The sequence below is a fragment of the Phytomonospora endophytica genome (genome assembly GCF_014202425.1).
In the GTDB taxonomy this organism is placed as follows: Bacteria; Actinomycetota; Actinomycetes; order Mycobacteriales; family Micromonosporaceae; genus Phytomonospora; species Phytomonospora endophytica.
Map to the genome: position 1 here is coordinate 112,060 of NZ_JACHGT010000005.1, position 15,283 is coordinate 127,342.

Annotated in this window: 15 protein-coding genes and 1 pseudogene; 7 read left to right on the forward strand and 9 right to left on the reverse strand. The window is 70.3% G+C overall.

The genetic code is table 11. From position 1 onward, the window contains the following. The first annotated feature begins 20 nt into the window (after positions 1-20). From leuC to HNR73_RS12420, 3 genes are all read left to right on the forward strand, one after another. Positions 21-1,427 (forward strand): 3-isopropylmalate dehydratase large subunit, encoded by a 1,407-nt coding sequence (gene leuC, locus HNR73_RS12410; RefSeq protein WP_184787549.1) that lies wholly within the window; start codon positions 21-23, stop codon positions 1,425-1,427. A gap of 14 nt (positions 1,428-1,441) precedes the next feature. After that, positions 1,442-2,035, forward strand: a complete 594-nt coding sequence (gene leuD, locus HNR73_RS12415; RefSeq protein WP_184787550.1) for a 3-isopropylmalate dehydratase small subunit — start codon at positions 1,442-1,444, stop codon at positions 2,033-2,035. A gap of 234 nt (positions 2,036-2,269) precedes the next feature. Beyond that, the gene (locus HNR73_RS12420) at positions 2,270-2,863 is read left to right on the forward strand and encodes an HU family DNA-binding protein (protein WP_184787551.1); all 594 of its coding nucleotides are present in this window, start codon (positions 2,270-2,272) and stop codon (positions 2,861-2,863) included. Positions 2,864-4,005: 1,142 nt separating this feature from the next. Here the strand turns inward: HNR73_RS12420 and mraY are convergent. From mraY to HNR73_RS12445, 6 genes and pseudogenes are all read right to left on the reverse strand, one after another. Beyond that, entirely contained in the window at positions 4,006-5,094 is a 1,089-nt protein-coding gene (mraY, locus tag HNR73_RS12425) for a phospho-N-acetylmuramoyl-pentapeptide-transferase (RefSeq protein WP_184787552.1), read from the reverse strand. A gap of 67 nt (positions 5,095-5,161) precedes the next feature. Beyond that, a complete protein-coding gene (locus HNR73_RS12430; RefSeq protein ID WP_184787553.1) occupies positions 5,162-6,058 on the reverse strand; it encodes an NUDIX hydrolase in 897 nt (298 codons plus the stop codon). 5 nt (positions 6,059-6,063) lie between these two features. Continuing rightward, positions 6,064-8,154 (reverse strand): RNA degradosome polyphosphate kinase, encoded by a 2,091-nt coding sequence (locus HNR73_RS12435; RefSeq protein ID WP_184787554.1) that lies wholly within the window; start codon positions 8,152-8,154, stop codon positions 6,064-6,066. Between the two features lie 71 nt (positions 8,155-8,225). Beyond that, positions 8,226-8,432 carry a cold-shock protein gene (locus HNR73_RS39705; RefSeq protein ID WP_444544128.1) on the reverse strand — a complete coding sequence of 69 codons (207 nt, stop codon included), beginning with the start codon at positions 8,430-8,432 and terminating at the stop codon, positions 8,226-8,228. A gap of 91 nt (positions 8,433-8,523) precedes the next feature. Continuing rightward, positions 8,524-9,063: pseudogene (cofC, locus tag HNR73_RS12440) on the reverse strand (2-phospho-L-lactate guanylyltransferase); the annotation flags it as partial. A 2-nt stretch (positions 9,064-9,065) separates the two neighbouring features. Then, positions 9,066-9,275 (reverse strand): hypothetical protein, encoded by a 210-nt coding sequence (locus tag HNR73_RS12445; protein ID WP_184787555.1) that lies wholly within the window; start codon positions 9,273-9,275, stop codon positions 9,066-9,068. A gap of 231 nt (positions 9,276-9,506) precedes the next feature. Between HNR73_RS12445 and HNR73_RS12450 the strand changes: the two genes are divergently transcribed. Both HNR73_RS12450 and HNR73_RS12455 read left to right on the forward strand, forming a co-directional pair. Further along, complete coding sequence (locus HNR73_RS12450) at positions 9,507-10,166, forward strand: lysophospholipid acyltransferase family protein (RefSeq protein WP_184787908.1); 660 nt, start codon at positions 9,507-9,509, stop codon at positions 10,164-10,166. 10 nt (positions 10,167-10,176) lie between these two features. Next, positions 10,177-11,178, forward strand: a complete 1,002-nt coding sequence (locus tag HNR73_RS12455; RefSeq protein ID WP_184787556.1) for an NAD(P)H-dependent glycerol-3-phosphate dehydrogenase — start codon at positions 10,177-10,179, stop codon at positions 11,176-11,178. Positions 11,179-11,338: 160 nt separating this feature from the next. Here the strand turns inward: HNR73_RS12455 and HNR73_RS12460 are convergent, their stop codons facing one another. Both HNR73_RS12460 and HNR73_RS12465 read right to left on the reverse strand, forming a co-directional pair. Next, complete coding sequence (locus HNR73_RS12460; protein WP_184787557.1) at positions 11,339-11,890, reverse strand: DUF3515 domain-containing protein; 552 nt, start codon at positions 11,888-11,890, stop codon at positions 11,339-11,341. 11 nt (positions 11,891-11,901) lie between these two features. Then, positions 11,902-12,135: an Lrp/AsnC ligand binding domain-containing protein gene (locus tag HNR73_RS12465; RefSeq protein WP_184787558.1), complete on the reverse strand. Its 234-nt coding sequence runs from the start codon at positions 12,133-12,135 to the stop codon at positions 11,902-11,904. 183 nt (positions 12,136-12,318) lie between these two features. On the opposite strand from HNR73_RS12465, the gene HNR73_RS12470 reads away from it, so the two are divergent. Continuing rightward, complete coding sequence (locus HNR73_RS12470) at positions 12,319-13,284, forward strand: thiamine-phosphate kinase (RefSeq protein ID WP_184787559.1); 966 nt, start codon at positions 12,319-12,321, stop codon at positions 13,282-13,284. Between the two features lie 121 nt (positions 13,285-13,405). Here HNR73_RS12470 and rpmB read toward each other — a convergent pair whose 3' ends face one another. Beyond that, positions 13,406-13,600, reverse strand: a complete 195-nt coding sequence (rpmB, locus tag HNR73_RS12475; protein ID WP_184787560.1) for a 50S ribosomal protein L28 — start codon at positions 13,598-13,600, stop codon at positions 13,406-13,408. A 192-nt stretch (positions 13,601-13,792) separates the two neighbouring features. Here rpmB and HNR73_RS12480 point away from each other — a divergent pair, with 192 nt between their 5' ends. Then, positions 13,793-15,268 (forward strand): hypothetical protein, encoded by a 1,476-nt coding sequence (locus HNR73_RS12480; protein WP_184787937.1) that lies wholly within the window; start codon positions 13,793-13,795, stop codon positions 15,266-15,268. Positions 15,269-15,283: the final 15 nt, after the last annotated feature.

Here is a 15,283-nt window from a genome sequence, read left to right on the forward strand (position 1 = left end):
TCCAGATGATGGGAGCAGTGATGTCGGACCAGCCGCGCACGCTCGCGGAAAAACTGTGGGACGCGCACCTGGTGCGCGCCGGAGGCGATGAGCCGGACCTGCTCTACATCGACCTCCACCTCGTCCACGAGGTGACCAGCCCCCAGGCGTTCGACGGTCTGCGCGCGGCCGGGCGGCCGGTGCGGCGCACCGACCTCACCATCGCCACCGAGGACCACAACACCCCCACGGACAACCTCTTCTCGATCGTGGACCCGGTCTCCCAGACCCAGCTGGAGACGCTGCGCAAGAACTGCGCCGAGTTCGGCGTCCGCCTCCATCCCCTCGGCGACGACGAGCAGGGCGTCGTCCACGTCGTCGGCCCGCAGCTCGGCCTCACCCAGCCGGGCATGACGGTCGTGTGCGGCGACTCGCACACCTCGACCCACGGCGCCTTCGGCGCGCTCGCCTTCGGGATCGGCACCAGCGAGGTCGAGCACGTCCTGGCCACGCAGACCCTCACCCAGCGCCCGCCGAAGACGATGGCGGTCACTGTGGACGGTGTCCTGCCCGAGGGCGTCAGCGCCAAGGACCTGATCCTCGCCGTCATCGCCAAGGCGGGCACCGGCGGCGGCATCGGTCACGTCGTCGAGTACCGGGGCGAGGCGATCCGCGCCCTGTCGATGGAAGGCCGCATGACAGTCTGCAACATGTCCATCGAGTGGGGCGCCAAGGCCGGCCTCATCGCGCCCGACGAGACGACCTTCGCCTACCTCGAAGGCCGCCCGCACGCCCCGAAGGGCGAGGCGTGGGACGAGGCGGTCGCCTACTGGCGCACGCTCCCGACCGACGAGGACGCCGTCTTCGACGCCGAGATCGTCATCGACGCCGCCGAGCTCACGCCCTTCGTCACGTGGGGCACCAACCCCGGTCAGGGCGTACCGCTGGGCGCGGTCGTACCGGATCCGTCCGTCTACACCGATCCGGTGCAGCGCGGTGCCGCGGAGCGCGCGCTCGAATACATGGCCCTCACGCCGGGCACGGCGATGCGCGACGTGGACGTCGACGTCGTGTTCGTCGGTTCCTGCACCAACGGCCGCATCGAGGACCTGCGCAACGCCGCCGAGGTGCTGCGGGGCCGCAAGGTCGCCGACGGCGTCACGATGATGGTCGTGCCCGGTTCGGCGCGGGTGCGCGCGCAGGCCGAGAGCGAGGGACTGCACGAGATCTTCCGCGAGGCGGGCGCCGACTGGCGTTTCGCGGGCTGTTCGATGTGCCTGGGCATGAACCCCGACAAGCTCGCGCCCGGCGCGCGCTCGGCGTCGACGTCGAACCGCAACTTCGAGGGCCGGCAGGGCCCCGGCGGCCGCACGCATCTGGTGTCGCCGCAGGTCGCCGCCGCGACGGCCGTCGCCGGACACTTCGCCGCACCGGCGGACCTGGTCTAGGGAGGACGTGAGACATGGAGAAGTTCACCGTGCACACCGGGACCGCGGCTCCGCTGCGTCGTTCCAACGTGGACACCGACCAGATCATCCCCGCCGAGTACCTCAAGCGGGTCAGCCGCACGGGATTCGCCGACGGCCTGTTCAAGGCCTGGCGTGATGATCCCACGTTCGTGCTGAACCAGCCCGCCCACGCCACGGCCACGATCCTGGTGACCGGCACCGAGTTCGGCGTCGGATCGTCCCGCGAACACGCCGTGTGGGCGCTTCAGGATCAGGGATTCCGCGCGATCGTGGCGCCGCGCTTCGGCGACATCTTCCGCGGCAACGCCCTCAAGGGCGGCCTGCTCCCGGTCGAGTTGCCCTCGGAGGCCGTGGAATGGCTGTGGGACGCGCTCGACGCCGACCCTGCCCTGGCGGTCACCGTCGATCTCGAAGCGCGCGAAGTCCGCGCGGGGGAGCGGTCGTGGTCGTTCCCGCTCGACGATTTCAGCCGCTGGCGCTTGCTGGAAGGACTCGACGACATCGGTCTGACCTTGCGGCACGAGGCCGACATCACGGCCTTTGAAGGGGCTCGCCCATCGCGTTTGCCGCGAACGCAAGCCGCTTAACGGCGGCACTCCGGAGACACCTCGTGGTGTCTTAGAGTGCTCGCGCCGATCACTTTTCGGCCCTCTCGGATCGGTCTCGTGACCCTCCGAGAGGGCCGAGTTCACGCCTGGTGAACGATTTTTCCTTGCGACACAACGACTTTCCTGCCGAAATAGTTGAATTTGGACGCAATGCGGCATACCGTTCGCCCATACGGTCCGTAAGGACCACCGAACATTCCGGGAGGGAAAGTCGTGAACAAGGCCGAGCTTGTCGAGGTGCTCACTGCTCGCTTGGGGGACCGCAAAAGTGCCCAGGCAGCGCTCGACGCGGTGCTGGAGGAGATCCAGCGCGCGGTGTCCAAGGGGGACAAGGTCTCTGTCGCCGGCTTCGGCGTCTTCGAGAAGCGGGCCCGTGCGGCCCGCATGGCGCGCAACCCGCGTACGGGTGAAGCGGTCAAGGTGAAGAAGACGTCGGTTCCTGCGTTCCGTCCCGGCCAGGGCTTCAAGGATCTCGTCTCCGGCGTGACGAAGCCGGCTCCGGCCGCGAAGTCCTCGTCGAAGTCGAGCGCCAAGACCACCACGAAGAAGGCCGCCGCCAAGTCGACCGTCAAGGCGACGAAGGCGACGGCGAAGAAGACGGCGGCCAAGAAGAGCACCGCCAAGAAGACCGCGGCGAAGAAGACCACCGCCCCGGCGACCAAGGCCGCCACCCGCAAGACGGCGACCAAGGCCGCCGGAGCCAAGAAGACGGTGAAGGCCGCCGCCAAGACGGCGACGAAGAAGGCCACCACGACCAAGGCCGTGGCGGCGAAGAAGGGCGCGAAGAAGGCCGCCAAGAAGAAGTAGCGGTATGCGGATCCACACACCGCCGGAGCCATCCACCACTTGGCTCCGGCGGTGTTCTGCGTGGTGGAGGGCCGGCGGGCACAGCCTTCGCCGGGATCACCGCCACAGCACGCGATCGCAGGCGGGCGTCCGTCCGCGCTCGGGGTCACGCGGCCGCCGACGGCCCCACCGGCCTCGCGCCCGCTGCGAAGCCGGGCACCTCCGGTGGCGGGGATCCCCGGCGAAAGCCCTGATCCGGACGTGATCGGCGGCCCGGGACGCCCATCCGGCCGCCTCAGTCCGCGCTGGAGGCGACGTCACCGGATCGCCGACCCCGGAACCGCCCCGGCGTACATGCCGGGCGCACAAGCGGTTCTGGGCGGCTTGCCGGCGGTGTTCTCGCAGCTCGAAGGAGTTTTCCGGCGGCTTGACGCGATCCCCGCCGCCCGCACGGCCCGGCCCCTCCACCCGGTTCCAGACACGGCAAGGGCCGACAGGCAGCCCCCGCAGGCGCGGATCCCGGTCCTCGTTTCCCTCCCAACCCGGCAGAGATCGCCGGTACGGCGGTGTTCCCGCAATTCGAATCATGTGCCGAAGTGGTGGTTTCCCGCCTGGGGAGGAGCCTTCGTCTGCCAGAGTCGCCGCGCGCTCCAGCGACCTGCCGCACTCAGGCGCACCCCACCGCTCACCCGAAGCGGCGGTTTCCCGCCTGACGTCCCGGTCCCGTCCACCGGGTCCCGCGCACCCCACCCGGCCACGGCACCGAGCCTCGGCCCGCACGATCCCCGATCGCCGCCGCCGCAGGCGGTCCGGCGTCACATCCGCCCCAAGACCGCGCCCCGGTCCTTACGGGCCTTCGCCAGAACGCCCGTCCAGGCGGGAAACCACGCCCGGGTCCCCGGCGACTTTCCCCGAAACCGCACGCACCGGCGTTCGCCCGGGCATGATGCTGCTTGCGCGCGAAGAATGCGTCTCACCGCCACGCCCCGGCACCCTCGCGGCATGGCCGACGACCGGGGAATGGGGGAGTCGCGGGACGGACGTCCCATTCCCGCACGGTTATCCGCTCCGGCCCCCGCCATCGGCGACGGCCGCGACCGTACCCATTCCGTCCATTCTTCCCGTGCGAAATGGGGCGATCGGCGAGCCCGGATAAGGGCCCTTCACCAGCCCGAGGTGCGCAGGAAGTCGGCGAAGAACACACCGAGTCCCAACGCGACACCGACCCCGGCCAGGAGCCAGAAGCGGATCACGATCGTCGCCTCGCTCCAGCCGGCCATCTCGAAGTGGTGGTGCAGCGGCGAGGACCGGAAGACACGTTTTCCGGTGGTCTTGAATGACACGTACTGCACGATCCGCTGGAAGGTGATCAGCACGAACAACGCGCCGATCACCGGCAGCAGCATGACGGTATGGGTCGCCACGGACATTCCCGCCATGAGACAGCCCAGGCCGAGGGATCCCATGTCGCCCATGAAGATCTTCGCCGGTGAGGTGTTCCACCACAGGAAACCGACCAGCGCTCCCACGACCGCCCCGGCGATGAGCGCGACCTCCAGCGGGTCGCGGACCGGATAACAGGACGACGAGAGGTTGGTCGAGTCGGCGCACCAGTGGCGGTACTGCCAGTAGGCGATCGCCAGGTACGCCAGGAACGCGATGGCCGTGCTGCCCGTGGCCAGCCCGTCCAGCCCGTCGGTGAGGTTCACCGCGTTGGACGTGCCGAGGATCAGCGCGGCGAAGAGCAGCACCGATCCGACCTTTCCGATGTGCAGCCAGTCGATCTCGCGCACGACGGTCAGGTACTGGCTCCCGACGGTGAAACCCTCCGGGCTGGGGTAGTACAGCGCGATCGTCCCGAAACCGACGCCGATGACCAGCTGCCCCAGCAGCTTCCACCGGCCGGCCAGACCCGCGCTGTTCTTCTTCGCGACCTTCAGGAAGTCGTCGAGAAAACCGAGGAGCCCACCGCACACGAAGAGCCCCAGCAGGACCAGGCCCGTGATCGTCGGCAGGTGCGGACGGCCTTCGAGGGGGATGAGGGCCACGTGGCCGACGCCGTACGCCAGGACGGTGGCGGAGATGAAGGCGACGCCGCCCATCGTCGGGGTGCCGCGCTTGACCTGGTGGGCCTGGATGCCGATGTCGCGAATCGGTTGCCCGGTGCGATTGCGGAGGAAACGGATGGCCAGGGGCGTCAGGAACAAGGAGATCACGAACGCGGTGAGAGCGCCTACGATGACGGACCTCATCGGGGGTGCGACCTCCTAGGTTGGGGCTGCTTCGGACGCAGACCCTACGCCAGGCGTCGAACGGCCCCTAGAGGCGGTGGGCGGTAACCAGAGTCGTCCCGTCGAAGCCCAGGATCCAGCCCTCACCGGTACCCGTGTGCACGCTGGGGACCGCCAACCCGGAGGTGTCGGCGAGCAACGCCAGGGAGTCGGCGATCACCGGGAGCTGGCTGCACACGACCGTCGTCGCGCCCGACGCCCCCAGCTCCCCGAGCCGCGCGGCGGCCCGCTCGGTGTTGCGCAGGTGCCCTTCGGCGTCGAAGACCGAATCGCCTTCGAGCGGCAGGCTCAGGGCCTCGGCGAGCGGCTCCACGGTCTTGACGCACCGCAGGGGCGAGGCCGCGATGATCCTCGTCGGCTGGAACAGGGCCAGCAGCGGCACCAGAAGCCCCGCCTGCGCCTTGCCCCTGGTCTCCAGCGGCCTGGCCACGTCGGGGCCGTCGAAGGTCACCGAGGCAGCCTTGGCGTGCCGCAGCAGCACCACCGTCCCCGTCACCGTCGGCAGCGCGGCGAAGGAGTCCAGCGCGGCGAAGTCGCGTGGGCGGCTGCACAGTTCCCGCGCCTCCTCCACCGACACCCACCGGCACTCGGCGATCTCGCTGTTCGGCACGAACTCGGTCTTCGGGTTGAGCGCGCGCATCGCCCAGTAGTCGACCGTCTTGTGCTTCTCGCGCTCGGGATTGGGCAGCGTGTACGACGCCGTGGTCAGGAACGGCCCGGGAATCCCGGCGACGCCGGTCTCCTCCTCGACCTCGCGGCAGGCCGCGGCGAGCGGATGCTCGCCGGGGGACAACTTCCCCTTCGGCAGCGACCAGTTGTCGCAACCGGGCCGGTACACCAGCGCGAGCCGCACACCGTCCCCAGTGGAGTCCCACAGGACCCCGCCGGCGGCCCGCACCCGTTCCACGTCGTTCGTCAACGCCATGGCGCCTACCGTAATCGCATCAGGCGGCGCTGTGCGTCGGATAGTGGCGTGTCGGCGGACCGCCGGCGCCACGTCCCGTCACCCGCCAGCTCGAAGGAATCGGTGCCGTCGTCGAGCATCAGCGCGAACATCGACACCAGTTGTGCCTTGGCGTCCGGATCGTCGACCCGTACCAGCGCCTCCACCCGGCGGTCGAGGTTGCGGTGCAGCAGGTCGGCCGAACCGATGAACATCTCCATCGTCTTGGCGTCGGCCCCGAACCGGAACACCCGCGAGTGCTCCAGGAAACGCCCCAGCACCGAACGGACCCGGATCCCCTCGCTGAGCCCGGGCACACCCGGCCGCAGCGCGCAGATCCCGCGCACCAGCAGATCAACGCGCACACCGGCCGCACTGGCCCGGTACAGCGCGTCGATGATCGCCTCGTCGACGATCGAGTTCACCTTGATCTGGATCAGGCCGCGCTCGCCGCGGGCCGTCTCGCGCTCGATCCGCTCGATGATGCCGTGCCGGATCCCGTGCGGCGCCACCAGAAGCCGCCGGTAGGTGGTCTGGCGGCTGTAGCCGGTGAGGACGTTGAACAGGTCGGTGAGGTCCGCGCCGACCTCGGGGTCGGCGGTGAGGAGCCCGAAGTCCTCGTACAGGCGGGCGGTGCGCGGGTGGTAGTTGCCCGTCCCGATGTGGCAGTAGCGGCGCAGCCGTCCGCTCTCCTGCCGCACGACCAGCGCGGTCTTGCAGTGCGTCTTCATGCCGACGACGCCGTAGACGACGTGGCAGCCCGCCTTCTCCAGTTCGCGGGCCCAGGCGATGTTGGCCTGCTCGTCGAAGCGGGCCTTGACCTCGACGAGGACCACGACCTGCTTGCCGGCCTCGGCGGCGGCGATGAGCGCGTCCACGATCGGCGAGTCGCCCGAGGTGCGGTACAGCGTCTGCTTGATGGCCAGCACGTGCGGGTCGTCGGCGGCCTGCTCGATGAAGCGCTGCACGCTCGTGGCGAAGGAGTCGTAGGGGTGGTGGACGAGGATGTCGCCTTCGCGGAGGGTCGCGAAGACGCTCTTCGGGCTCGACCCCTCGGTGAACTTCGGGTGCGTCGATGGGACGAACACCGGGTCCTTGAGGTCGTCGCGGTCGACGTCGCCGTAGAGCTGCCACAGGCCCGACAGGTCGACGAGCCCCGGCACCTGCTGCACGTCGTGCTCGTCGATGCCCAGTTCGCGCACCAGGAGCTCCAGGACGTGCGGTGACACCGAGTCGTTGATCTCCAGCCGGACCGGCGGCCCGAAGCGCCGCATCGCCAGTTCGCGCTCCATCGCCTGGAGCAGATCCTCGTCGCGGTCCTCCTCGACCTCGACGTCGGCGTTGCGGGTCACGCGGAAGGTCAGGTGCTCGACGACTCTCATACCGGGGAAGAGCGCGGGCAGGTGTGCGGCGATCAGTTCCTCGACCGGCAGGAAGGTCGAGTCGTCGTTGACGCGGACGAAGCGGGAGACGTTGTTGGGGACCTTTACGCGCGCGAACCGCTCCGGCGCGCCGGGGGAGTCGAGGTCGCGGACGATGACCGCGAGGTTCAGCGACAGGCCCGAGATGTACGGGAAGGGGTGCGCCGGGTCGACCGCCAGGGGCGTGAGGACGGGGAAGATCTGGTCGGTGAACAGGCGGTGCAGGCGCTCGCGCTCATCGGTGCCGAGCTCCTCCCAGCTGACGATGCGGATGCCCTCGTCGGCCAGGGACTTGGCCACGTCGTCGGAGAAGCAGTGCGCGTGCCGCGACACCAGTTCGTTGCCCTGCAGTGCGATCAGGCGCAGCTGCTCGCGGGCGGTGCGGCCGTCGTTGCCGCGGACGGTCAGGCCCGCCTGCATGCGCCGTTTGAGGCCGGCGACGCGCACCATGTAGAACTCGTCGAGGTTCGAGGCGAAGATCGCCAGGAACTTGGCCCGCTCCAGCAGGGGGACCTGCTGGTCCTCGGCGAGCGCGAGCACACGGGCGTTGAAGTCGAGCCAGGACAGTTCGCGGTTGAGGTACGGGCTGCCGTCGGCCACGACGTGTTCGCCTGGGGCTGGACCGCCGGAAGCCGTGCCTCGTTCTGGGGTGCTCACCGCACCATTCTGGCCGGGTTCGGGTTACCAGTAAATGACCTTCGGGTGAACTGGCCTGGATAACCCGGTCACTACATGGTCGGCAGGGCGAGTCCCGTGACGCGGCCCTCGGTGTCGGTGTCGAGGCGCACACGCTGGCCGAGGCGGAGCAGGCGCAGGCCGGAGGCGGCGAAGGCCTCCGCGCCGTAGTCGATCTTCACGCCGTTGTCCAGGAAGACGGTCCCGGAGCGGGTGTCGGGGTCGAACGTGGCGACGGTGCCCTGCATGGTGGCCGACATTACACCTCTCCGCCGATAACAGCAGGACGAGCGTGTGGCGGCCGAGGCCGAGGTATCCGGCGGCGGCGAGGTCGGCGGCGGTGTCGACGTCGCGGCGAAGGCTGGGCCACAGGCCGCCGAGGCGTTCGGCGCCCGACGCGCGGTGGGCGGCGGCCGAGCCGGGACCGAAGCTCGGGTCGAGTTCGGCGCCTTCGGTGGCGGTGAGCATGACGGTCCCGGTGCCGAGGGCGTCGGGGACGAACGCGCGCGGGAAACGGGAGGCGCGGCCGAGGGCCTCGGCGAGTTCACCGGGACGCAGGGCGGGCAGGTCGGAGGTCAGGACGGCGAGGTGGGCGGCCGGGTCGGCCGCGCGCAGCCGGGCCGCCGCGTACCGGATCGCCGCATTGAGATCGGCACGCGGCCCCTCGTGCAGGGTGTCCATTCCCATCCCCGCGACGGCTTTGCGGACCGCGGGATCCCCGGAGACGGCGACGACCCGCGCCACCGTGCGGCAGCTCGTGGCGGCGTGCGCCGTGTCGAGCGCGAAGGCGAGCGCGAGGGACTCGCGCGGCACGGTCATCGTCGCCGACCGGAGCCGGGACTTCGCCGCCGCCAGCCGCTTGACCGGGATCAGGACGGTCCAGTCGGGCATGGCTAGCGGGGGAGGGAGCGCCGCGTCGGGCCCTTGCCCAGTGCCTGGCGGACCTTGCCCCACGCGTAGATCGCGCCGGCGACCACGGCTGCGCCGATGGCCAGGTAGACGATCCAGCCGAAGATGAAGGCGAGGAACTTGATCGCGAGCCACCCGACGAGGATGAGTCCGACGACCGGCAGGACGATCCAGGCCAGAAGGCGGAGGTTCATGTGAGTCTCCTTCTTGCGGTGACGACGGAGGGTCCGCTGTCACTCTGACTCCAGGATGACATCAGTTGGGCTTCGGCGCCATAGGGGAAATCCCTGACCCCAGGATGCCAGTAAGGTCGTTCCACAACCGTTCGCTTAAGGAGAACCGTGGGCTTGTTCGGGCGCCGAAAAGGCGGTGATCAGAAGGTCGGCTTCTGGCTTCGGGTGGCGGTCCTACTGGTCAAACCCGTCATGAGCCTGATGACGAGGGCCACGTGGCTCGGCTTCGAGAACATCCCCCTGAAGGGCGGGGCGATCTTCGCGGTCAACCACCTCTCGCACGCCGACCCGCTGCTCATGGCCTTCTACGTCTACGACTCCGGCCGCAACCCCAGCTTCCTGGGCAAGGCCAGCATCTTCAAGATCCCGGTGCTCGGCCCGATCATCCAGGCGACCGGCCAGATCCCGGTGTACCGGGGCACCTCCGACGCGGTGAAGTCGCTGCACGCGGCCATCGGCGCGGTCAGGTCGGGGCAGGCCGTGATCATCTACCCGGAGGGCACGACGACCCGCTCGCCGGACCTGTGGCCGATGCGCGGCAAGAACGGTGTCGCCCGTCTCGCCCTGGAGACCGGTGCCCCGGTGATCCCGATCGCCCAGTGGGGTCCGCAGAACCTCTACAACCCGATCACGAAGAAGATGCGCCTGCGTCCTCGCACGCCCTGCGTCGTCAAGGCCGGCCCGGCGGTCGACCTGTCGGCCTGGGACGGCGTCGAGGCGACCGCGTCGACCCTCAACGAGATGACCGACACGATCATGCGGGCGGTCGCCGGCCTCGTCGGCGAGCTGCGCGGCGAGGCGCCCCCGCCGCTGTACGACCCGGCGGCGCGCAAGAACAACAAGAAGGCGTGAGGGAGAAGGCATGCGGACGGCCGTACTTAGCGCGGGTTCCTGGGGGACCACCTTCGCGAAGGTCCTCGCCGACAACGGGCACCGCACCACGCTCCACGCCCGTCGCGAGAGGATCGCGCGGGAGATCAACGAGGAGCACAGCAACGGCGAGTACCTGCCCGGTGTTTCGCTCCCGGCGCTGATCACGGCCACCACCGACTACCGCGAGGCCCTCGACGGGGCCGAGCTGGTCGTGCTGTCGGTGCCCAGCCAGTCGTTGCGGGAGAACCTTAGCGAGTGGCGTTCGGCGCTGCCGCCCGGCGCGACCCTGGTGAGCCTGATGAAGGGCATCGAGCTGGGCACGACGCTGCGGATGAGCGAGGTCATCGCCGAGGTCGCCGGGGTCGAGCCGGGGCAGATCGTGGTCGTGTCCGGGCCGAACCTGGCGCCCGAGATCGCCAACCGGCAGCCGACGGCGACGGTCGTGGCCGGGACCGACACCGCGCGTACGACGGCCGTCCAGGACGCCATCAGCACCGACTACTTCCGGCCGTACACGAACACCGACGTCGTCGGCTGCGAACTCGGCGGCGCCGTCAAGAACGTCATCGCCCTGGCCTACGGGATGCTGTCGGGCATGGGCCTCGGCGACAACACCAAGGCGACGCTGATCACGCGGGGCCTCGCCGAGACCGCCCGCCTGGGCGCCAAGCTCGGCGCCGACCCGCTGACCTTCGCAGGCCTCGCCGGTCTCGGTGACCTGGTGGCGTCGTGCGTGTCGCCGATCGCGCGGAACCGGACCTTCGGCGAGCGGCTCGGACGCGGCGAGAGCCTCGCCGAGGCGCAGGCGGCGACGAAGCAGACCGCCGAAGGCGTGAAGAGCTGCCGCTCGGTGCGCGACCTCGCGGTCGCCAACGGCGTGGAGATGCCGATCACGGAGCAGGTGGAGCGGGTGTGCCACGAAGGGCTGGATCCCCGCAAGGGCGTGGCGGCGCTGATGTCGCGGGAGACGAAGCCGGAGATTCCGGGGTAGGTGCGGGCGGGTTCACGGCACGCCTCAGCGCGGGTTGAGCGACCGGATCGCGTGCTCTCCCGTATGCCCCAAAGGAGCCCGGCCGAAAGCTCCGGTGAGCACGGGCGCGGGCACCCCAAGGCGGGCACACGCGCCCGGGCCGGCGCGTCCCTGGACCTACCTAGCCGCAGCCGCTCGGCACACCCTTGTCGAGGGGCCGCAGCTGCTGCTTGACGATCTTGGAGAAGGCCTGTGCCCACTCGCCCGACCCGTTCCCGTCACCGGGCACGGTCAGCGCGACGGGCACCTGCCGGTCGACGGTCGTCCAGACCGCGGCGCCGGTGCCGGGGCGCTGTACCCAGCACACACCGTCCATCGGGTACACCGTCTCGGTCGGCTCGATCTTCGGGGCGTCGACACCGCAGACGAGGGTCACCGCGGGGTCTCCGAATGCGGCGGCCTGTTCGGCGCCTTCGGTGACGGGGCGGCGGGGCTGAGTGTGCGCGGTGTCCGGAAGCTTGGCCAGAAGGGCACGGCAGGCGACGGCCTGATCTTCGTCGAGGGAGGGGAGCGTGACCGCTACGGGTTCACTCGACACCGGCGCGGGTTCGTCCTCCAGCGGCGGCGCGGCGTTGCTGACGAGGACGAAAACGCCGACCGCCGCGACGATGGCCACGGGAATCGCGATGAGCGTGGCGAGTCGTGCGGCGCCCCGCGTGACCGTGTCGGCCACGGGTCACTCCTTCACAAATGGACGACAGAGCAAGTCAAGGTCCGGGTGATGCCCGGTACCTGCTGCACTTTACTGACGACCATGTGCCCCAACTCGTCGACGGTGCGCGCCTCTGTGAGCACCACGACGTCGTAGGGCCCGGTGACCGCGTCCACTTTGACCACGCCGGTGATTTCCTTGATCGTGGTGGCGACGTCGCGCGCCTTGCCCACCTCGGTCTGAATAAGGATGTACGCCTGGACCACAACACGACTCCTTAACACGTAACACGCAAGACACGCGCTCGGCTTTGAGCGAAACTACCGCAACGGGAGCCGGTGTCCAGGGGGACACGGGGGCCGTAGGCGAGGGCGCGCGGCGCGCCCGGCCGCACTTCGGGTGTTCCCCGGTTGACACTAAGCTATGCGCGGGCTACAGGAGGAGACGAGATGACGGTGGCGCAGACCGGCGAGTTCGGCCTGATCGAGCGGGTGACCCGGCGTCTGGCGATCCCCGCCCAGAACGGTGCCGACGCCGACTGCCTCCTCGGCCCCGGCGACGACGCGGCGGTCGTCCGCGCGCCCGACGGCCGGGTGGTGGCCTGCACCGACGTCCTCGTCGAGGGACGCCACTTCCGCCGCGACTGGTCCACCGCCACCGACGTCGGCCATCGCGCCGCCGCCGCGAACCTCGCCGACATCGCCGCCATGGGCGCCCGGCCCACCGCGCTGCTCATCGGCTTCTGCACCCCGCGCGATCTGCCCGTCGAGTGGGCCGAGGAGTTCGCCGACGGCATGGCCGCCGAGGCCGCGCTGGTCGGCGCCTCGGTGGTCGGGGGCGACACCGTGGCCAGTCCGTCGCTGACCATCGCGGTCACCGCGCTCGGTGACCTCCAGCGCCGGGAGCCCGTCACGCGCGCGGGCGCGCGCCCCGGCGACATCGTCGCCATGGCGGGCCGGCTCGGCTGGGCCGCCGCGGGCTACACGATCCTGTCGCGCGGATTCCGTTCACCGGGAGCGCTGGTCAACGCCTTCCGCCGCCCGGAGGTGCCCTACGCCGCCGGGATCCTGGCCGCCGAGCTGGGCGCGACGGCGATGATCGACGTCTCCGACGGGATGCTCGCCGACGTCGGCCACATCGCGGCCGCCTCGGGTGTGCACATCGACCTGCGCCGGGCGAACTTCACGCTGCCCCGGCAGATGGCCGACTCGGCCAACGCGCTGGGCGTCGACCCATACGAATGGATCTTCACCGGTGGTGAGGATCACGCGCTGGTGGCGACCTTCCCACCCGACGTGATGCTCGGCGGTGAGTGGGCCGAGATCGGCGTGGTCCGCGCGGGGGAGGGCGTCACGGTCGACGGAACGCGCTGGACGCGCTCGGCCGCGGGGTGGGACCACTTCCGGCAGGAATGACCGGCAAGGCGGGGGAGGCGTGGCCATGGCCCGCGGCCCCTGTCCGGCGGGAAACCCCGTCCGCCGGGCACGAAAAAGCCGGGCCCCGAGGGGCCCGGCGATAAGTTTCGCGGGTCGCGCTCTATGCGCGGGCGACCTTACCGGCCTTCAGGCAGGACGAGCACAGCTTCACCTTGCGCTTGTTGTCCCCGCCGGCCACGTTGGTGCGCACGACCTGGATGTTCGGGTTCCACCGACGACGCGTCCGACGGTGCGAGTGGGACACGTTGTTGCCGAAGCCGGGGCCCTTGCCGCAGACATCGCACCTGCTGGACATGATGAACGCACTCCTGAGTGTTGACGTAGATCTTGATCGCCCACACAGGGGCAGCCTGGGAAGCCTACCTGAGAGTCACCGTCCACCGCCAAACGGGGGTGGTGTAGAAGGTGTCACGCTCACGTACGCTGGCAGCGACGTTACCGCAGGCGTCCATGAGCGACGGTACCCCCTCCGGAAAGTTTGCCCCTGATGACCTACCCGCAGCAGCCCGACGAGGAGTCGTCGGAGGACACCCAGGCAATCCACCGTCAGCAGGAGCAGGAGGATCCGGTCTCGCCGTTCGGGCCCGCGCCCGACCCGCAGCAGGCCGCTCCGCAGCCGGTGGATCCCTTCGCGCCGCCCTCCTACGGGCCGCCGCAGCCGCAGCCTCAGCAGTATCAGCAGCCCGCCCAGCCGCAGTACCAGCAGCCGCAGCAACCCCAGTACCCGCAGCAGCCTCCGGCGAACCCGGCCGAGCCGCCGACGGTCCCCAACCAGTGGGGACCGCAGCAGCCGCAGGTGTACGTCCCGCAGAACCCGCCGGTCTACACGCCCGAGCAGCCGCAGCCGCCGTACCAGCCTCCCGTCTCGGGTCCTCCCGCGTACACGCCGCCTCCGGTCTCGGCTCCGCCGAGTCAGCAGGTGTCGGCGCCGCCGGTGTACACGCCGCCGGTCTCGGGTCCTCCCGCCTACACGCCTCCCGTGTCCGGCCCACCCGCGTACACGCCGCCTCCGGTCTCCGCCCCACCCAGCGGGCAGGTGTCAGGCCCGCCCGCCTTCTCACAGCAGCCCGTCTCGTCGCCGCCGAACCAGCAGGTCTCCGGCCCGCCCGTCTATGTGCCGCCGGTCTCGGCGCCGCCCGCGCATCAGCAGTACCCGTCCGGCCCGGACCCGCAGGTCTTCGCGCCGAAACCGGTCGTGCCGGACGGCCCGACCTTCACCGGCACGCAGCCCGACCCGGCGCTGTGGGGCGGCGCGCCCGTCCCCGGCCCGAAGAAGGGCATCCCGAAGGCCGTCGTGATCGTCTCGGTGATCATCGTGGTCGTGGCGCTGGGCATCGGCGCGGTGCTGTTCTTCAACACCGGCGGCGGCACGCCGAGCGCCGACCCGAGCGCGAACTCCTCGCAGGACCCGCAGGCCAGCGGCCCGCCGGTCATCGCGCTCAACCCGGTCACCAACGAGCAGACCCGCCTGGAGTACCTCACCCCCGGCGACTGGACGGCGCTGACGACGGCCCCGGCCGCGTTCAACGAGCTGGCCCAGGCCGTCGGCGAGCTCAAGGAGGGCGCGAGTTTCCCGGCGCTGTTCCTCAACGGCGGGCTCGACACCGCGCTGATCCCGTACGCGGGCCCCGCCCAGATCGGCGTGGCGGCCGCGGACCTGGCGACGACCCTCGACGGCGGCCGCTACGTCGGCACGGACGGCAACCCGCTCAAGGGCCTCAAGCGCGAGGCCGCGCCGACCGTCCAGCAGGCGCGCATCGACGGCCGGGTCGCGGTCATCCTGCGCTACCACATGATCTGGGACGACCCGGCCAAGGCGGCCGGCGGCGACACCGTCACCGTCGCGCTCATCGACATCGACGGGTCGCGCGCGGCGGCGGTCTACACGGCCGTCCCCGACGACATGCCCGATCTGGTCAAGAGCGCCGAAGACCGCTTGATGACGCTCCACTTCAACATGTAGTCGCCGCCAGCCTCC

Excerpts from the sequence above, each read along its gene's own strand:
- rpmB (WP_184787560.1), bottom strand. The coding sequence starts at position 13,600 with ATGTCCAGCAGGTGCGATGTCTGCGGCAAGGGCCCCGGCTTCGGCAAC.
- leuD (WP_184787550.1), top strand. The coding sequence starts at position 1,442 with ATGGAGAAGTTCACCGTGCACACCGGGACCGCGGCTCCGCTGCGTCGT.
- HNR73_RS12455 (WP_184787556.1), top strand. The coding sequence starts at position 10,177 with ATGCGGACGGCCGTACTTAGCGCGGGTTCCTGGGGGACCACCTTCGCG.
- HNR73_RS12450 (WP_184787908.1), top strand. The coding sequence starts at position 9,507 with ATGAGCCTGATGACGAGGGCCACGTGGCTCGGCTTCGAGAACATCCCC.
- HNR73_RS39705 (WP_444544128.1), bottom strand. The coding sequence starts at position 8,432 with ATGTCGGCCACCATGCAGGGCACCGTCGCCACGTTCGACCCCGACACC.
- HNR73_RS12480 (WP_184787937.1), top strand. The coding sequence starts at position 13,793 with ATGACCTACCCGCAGCAGCCCGACGAGGAGTCGTCGGAGGACACCCAG.
- HNR73_RS12470 (WP_184787559.1), top strand. The coding sequence starts at position 12,319 with ATGACGGTGGCGCAGACCGGCGAGTTCGGCCTGATCGAGCGGGTGACC.
- HNR73_RS12445 (WP_184787555.1), bottom strand. The coding sequence starts at position 9,275 with ATGAACCTCCGCCTTCTGGCCTGGATCGTCCTGCCGGTCGTCGGACTC.
- HNR73_RS12430 (WP_184787553.1), bottom strand. The coding sequence starts at position 6,058 with ATGGCGTTGACGAACGACGTGGAACGGGTGCGGGCCGCCGGCGGGGTC.
- leuC (WP_184787549.1), top strand. The coding sequence starts at position 21 with ATGTCGGACCAGCCGCGCACGCTCGCGGAAAAACTGTGGGACGCGCAC.
- mraY (WP_184787552.1), bottom strand. The coding sequence starts at position 5,094 with ATGAGGTCCGTCATCGTAGGCGCTCTCACCGCGTTCGTGATCTCCTTG.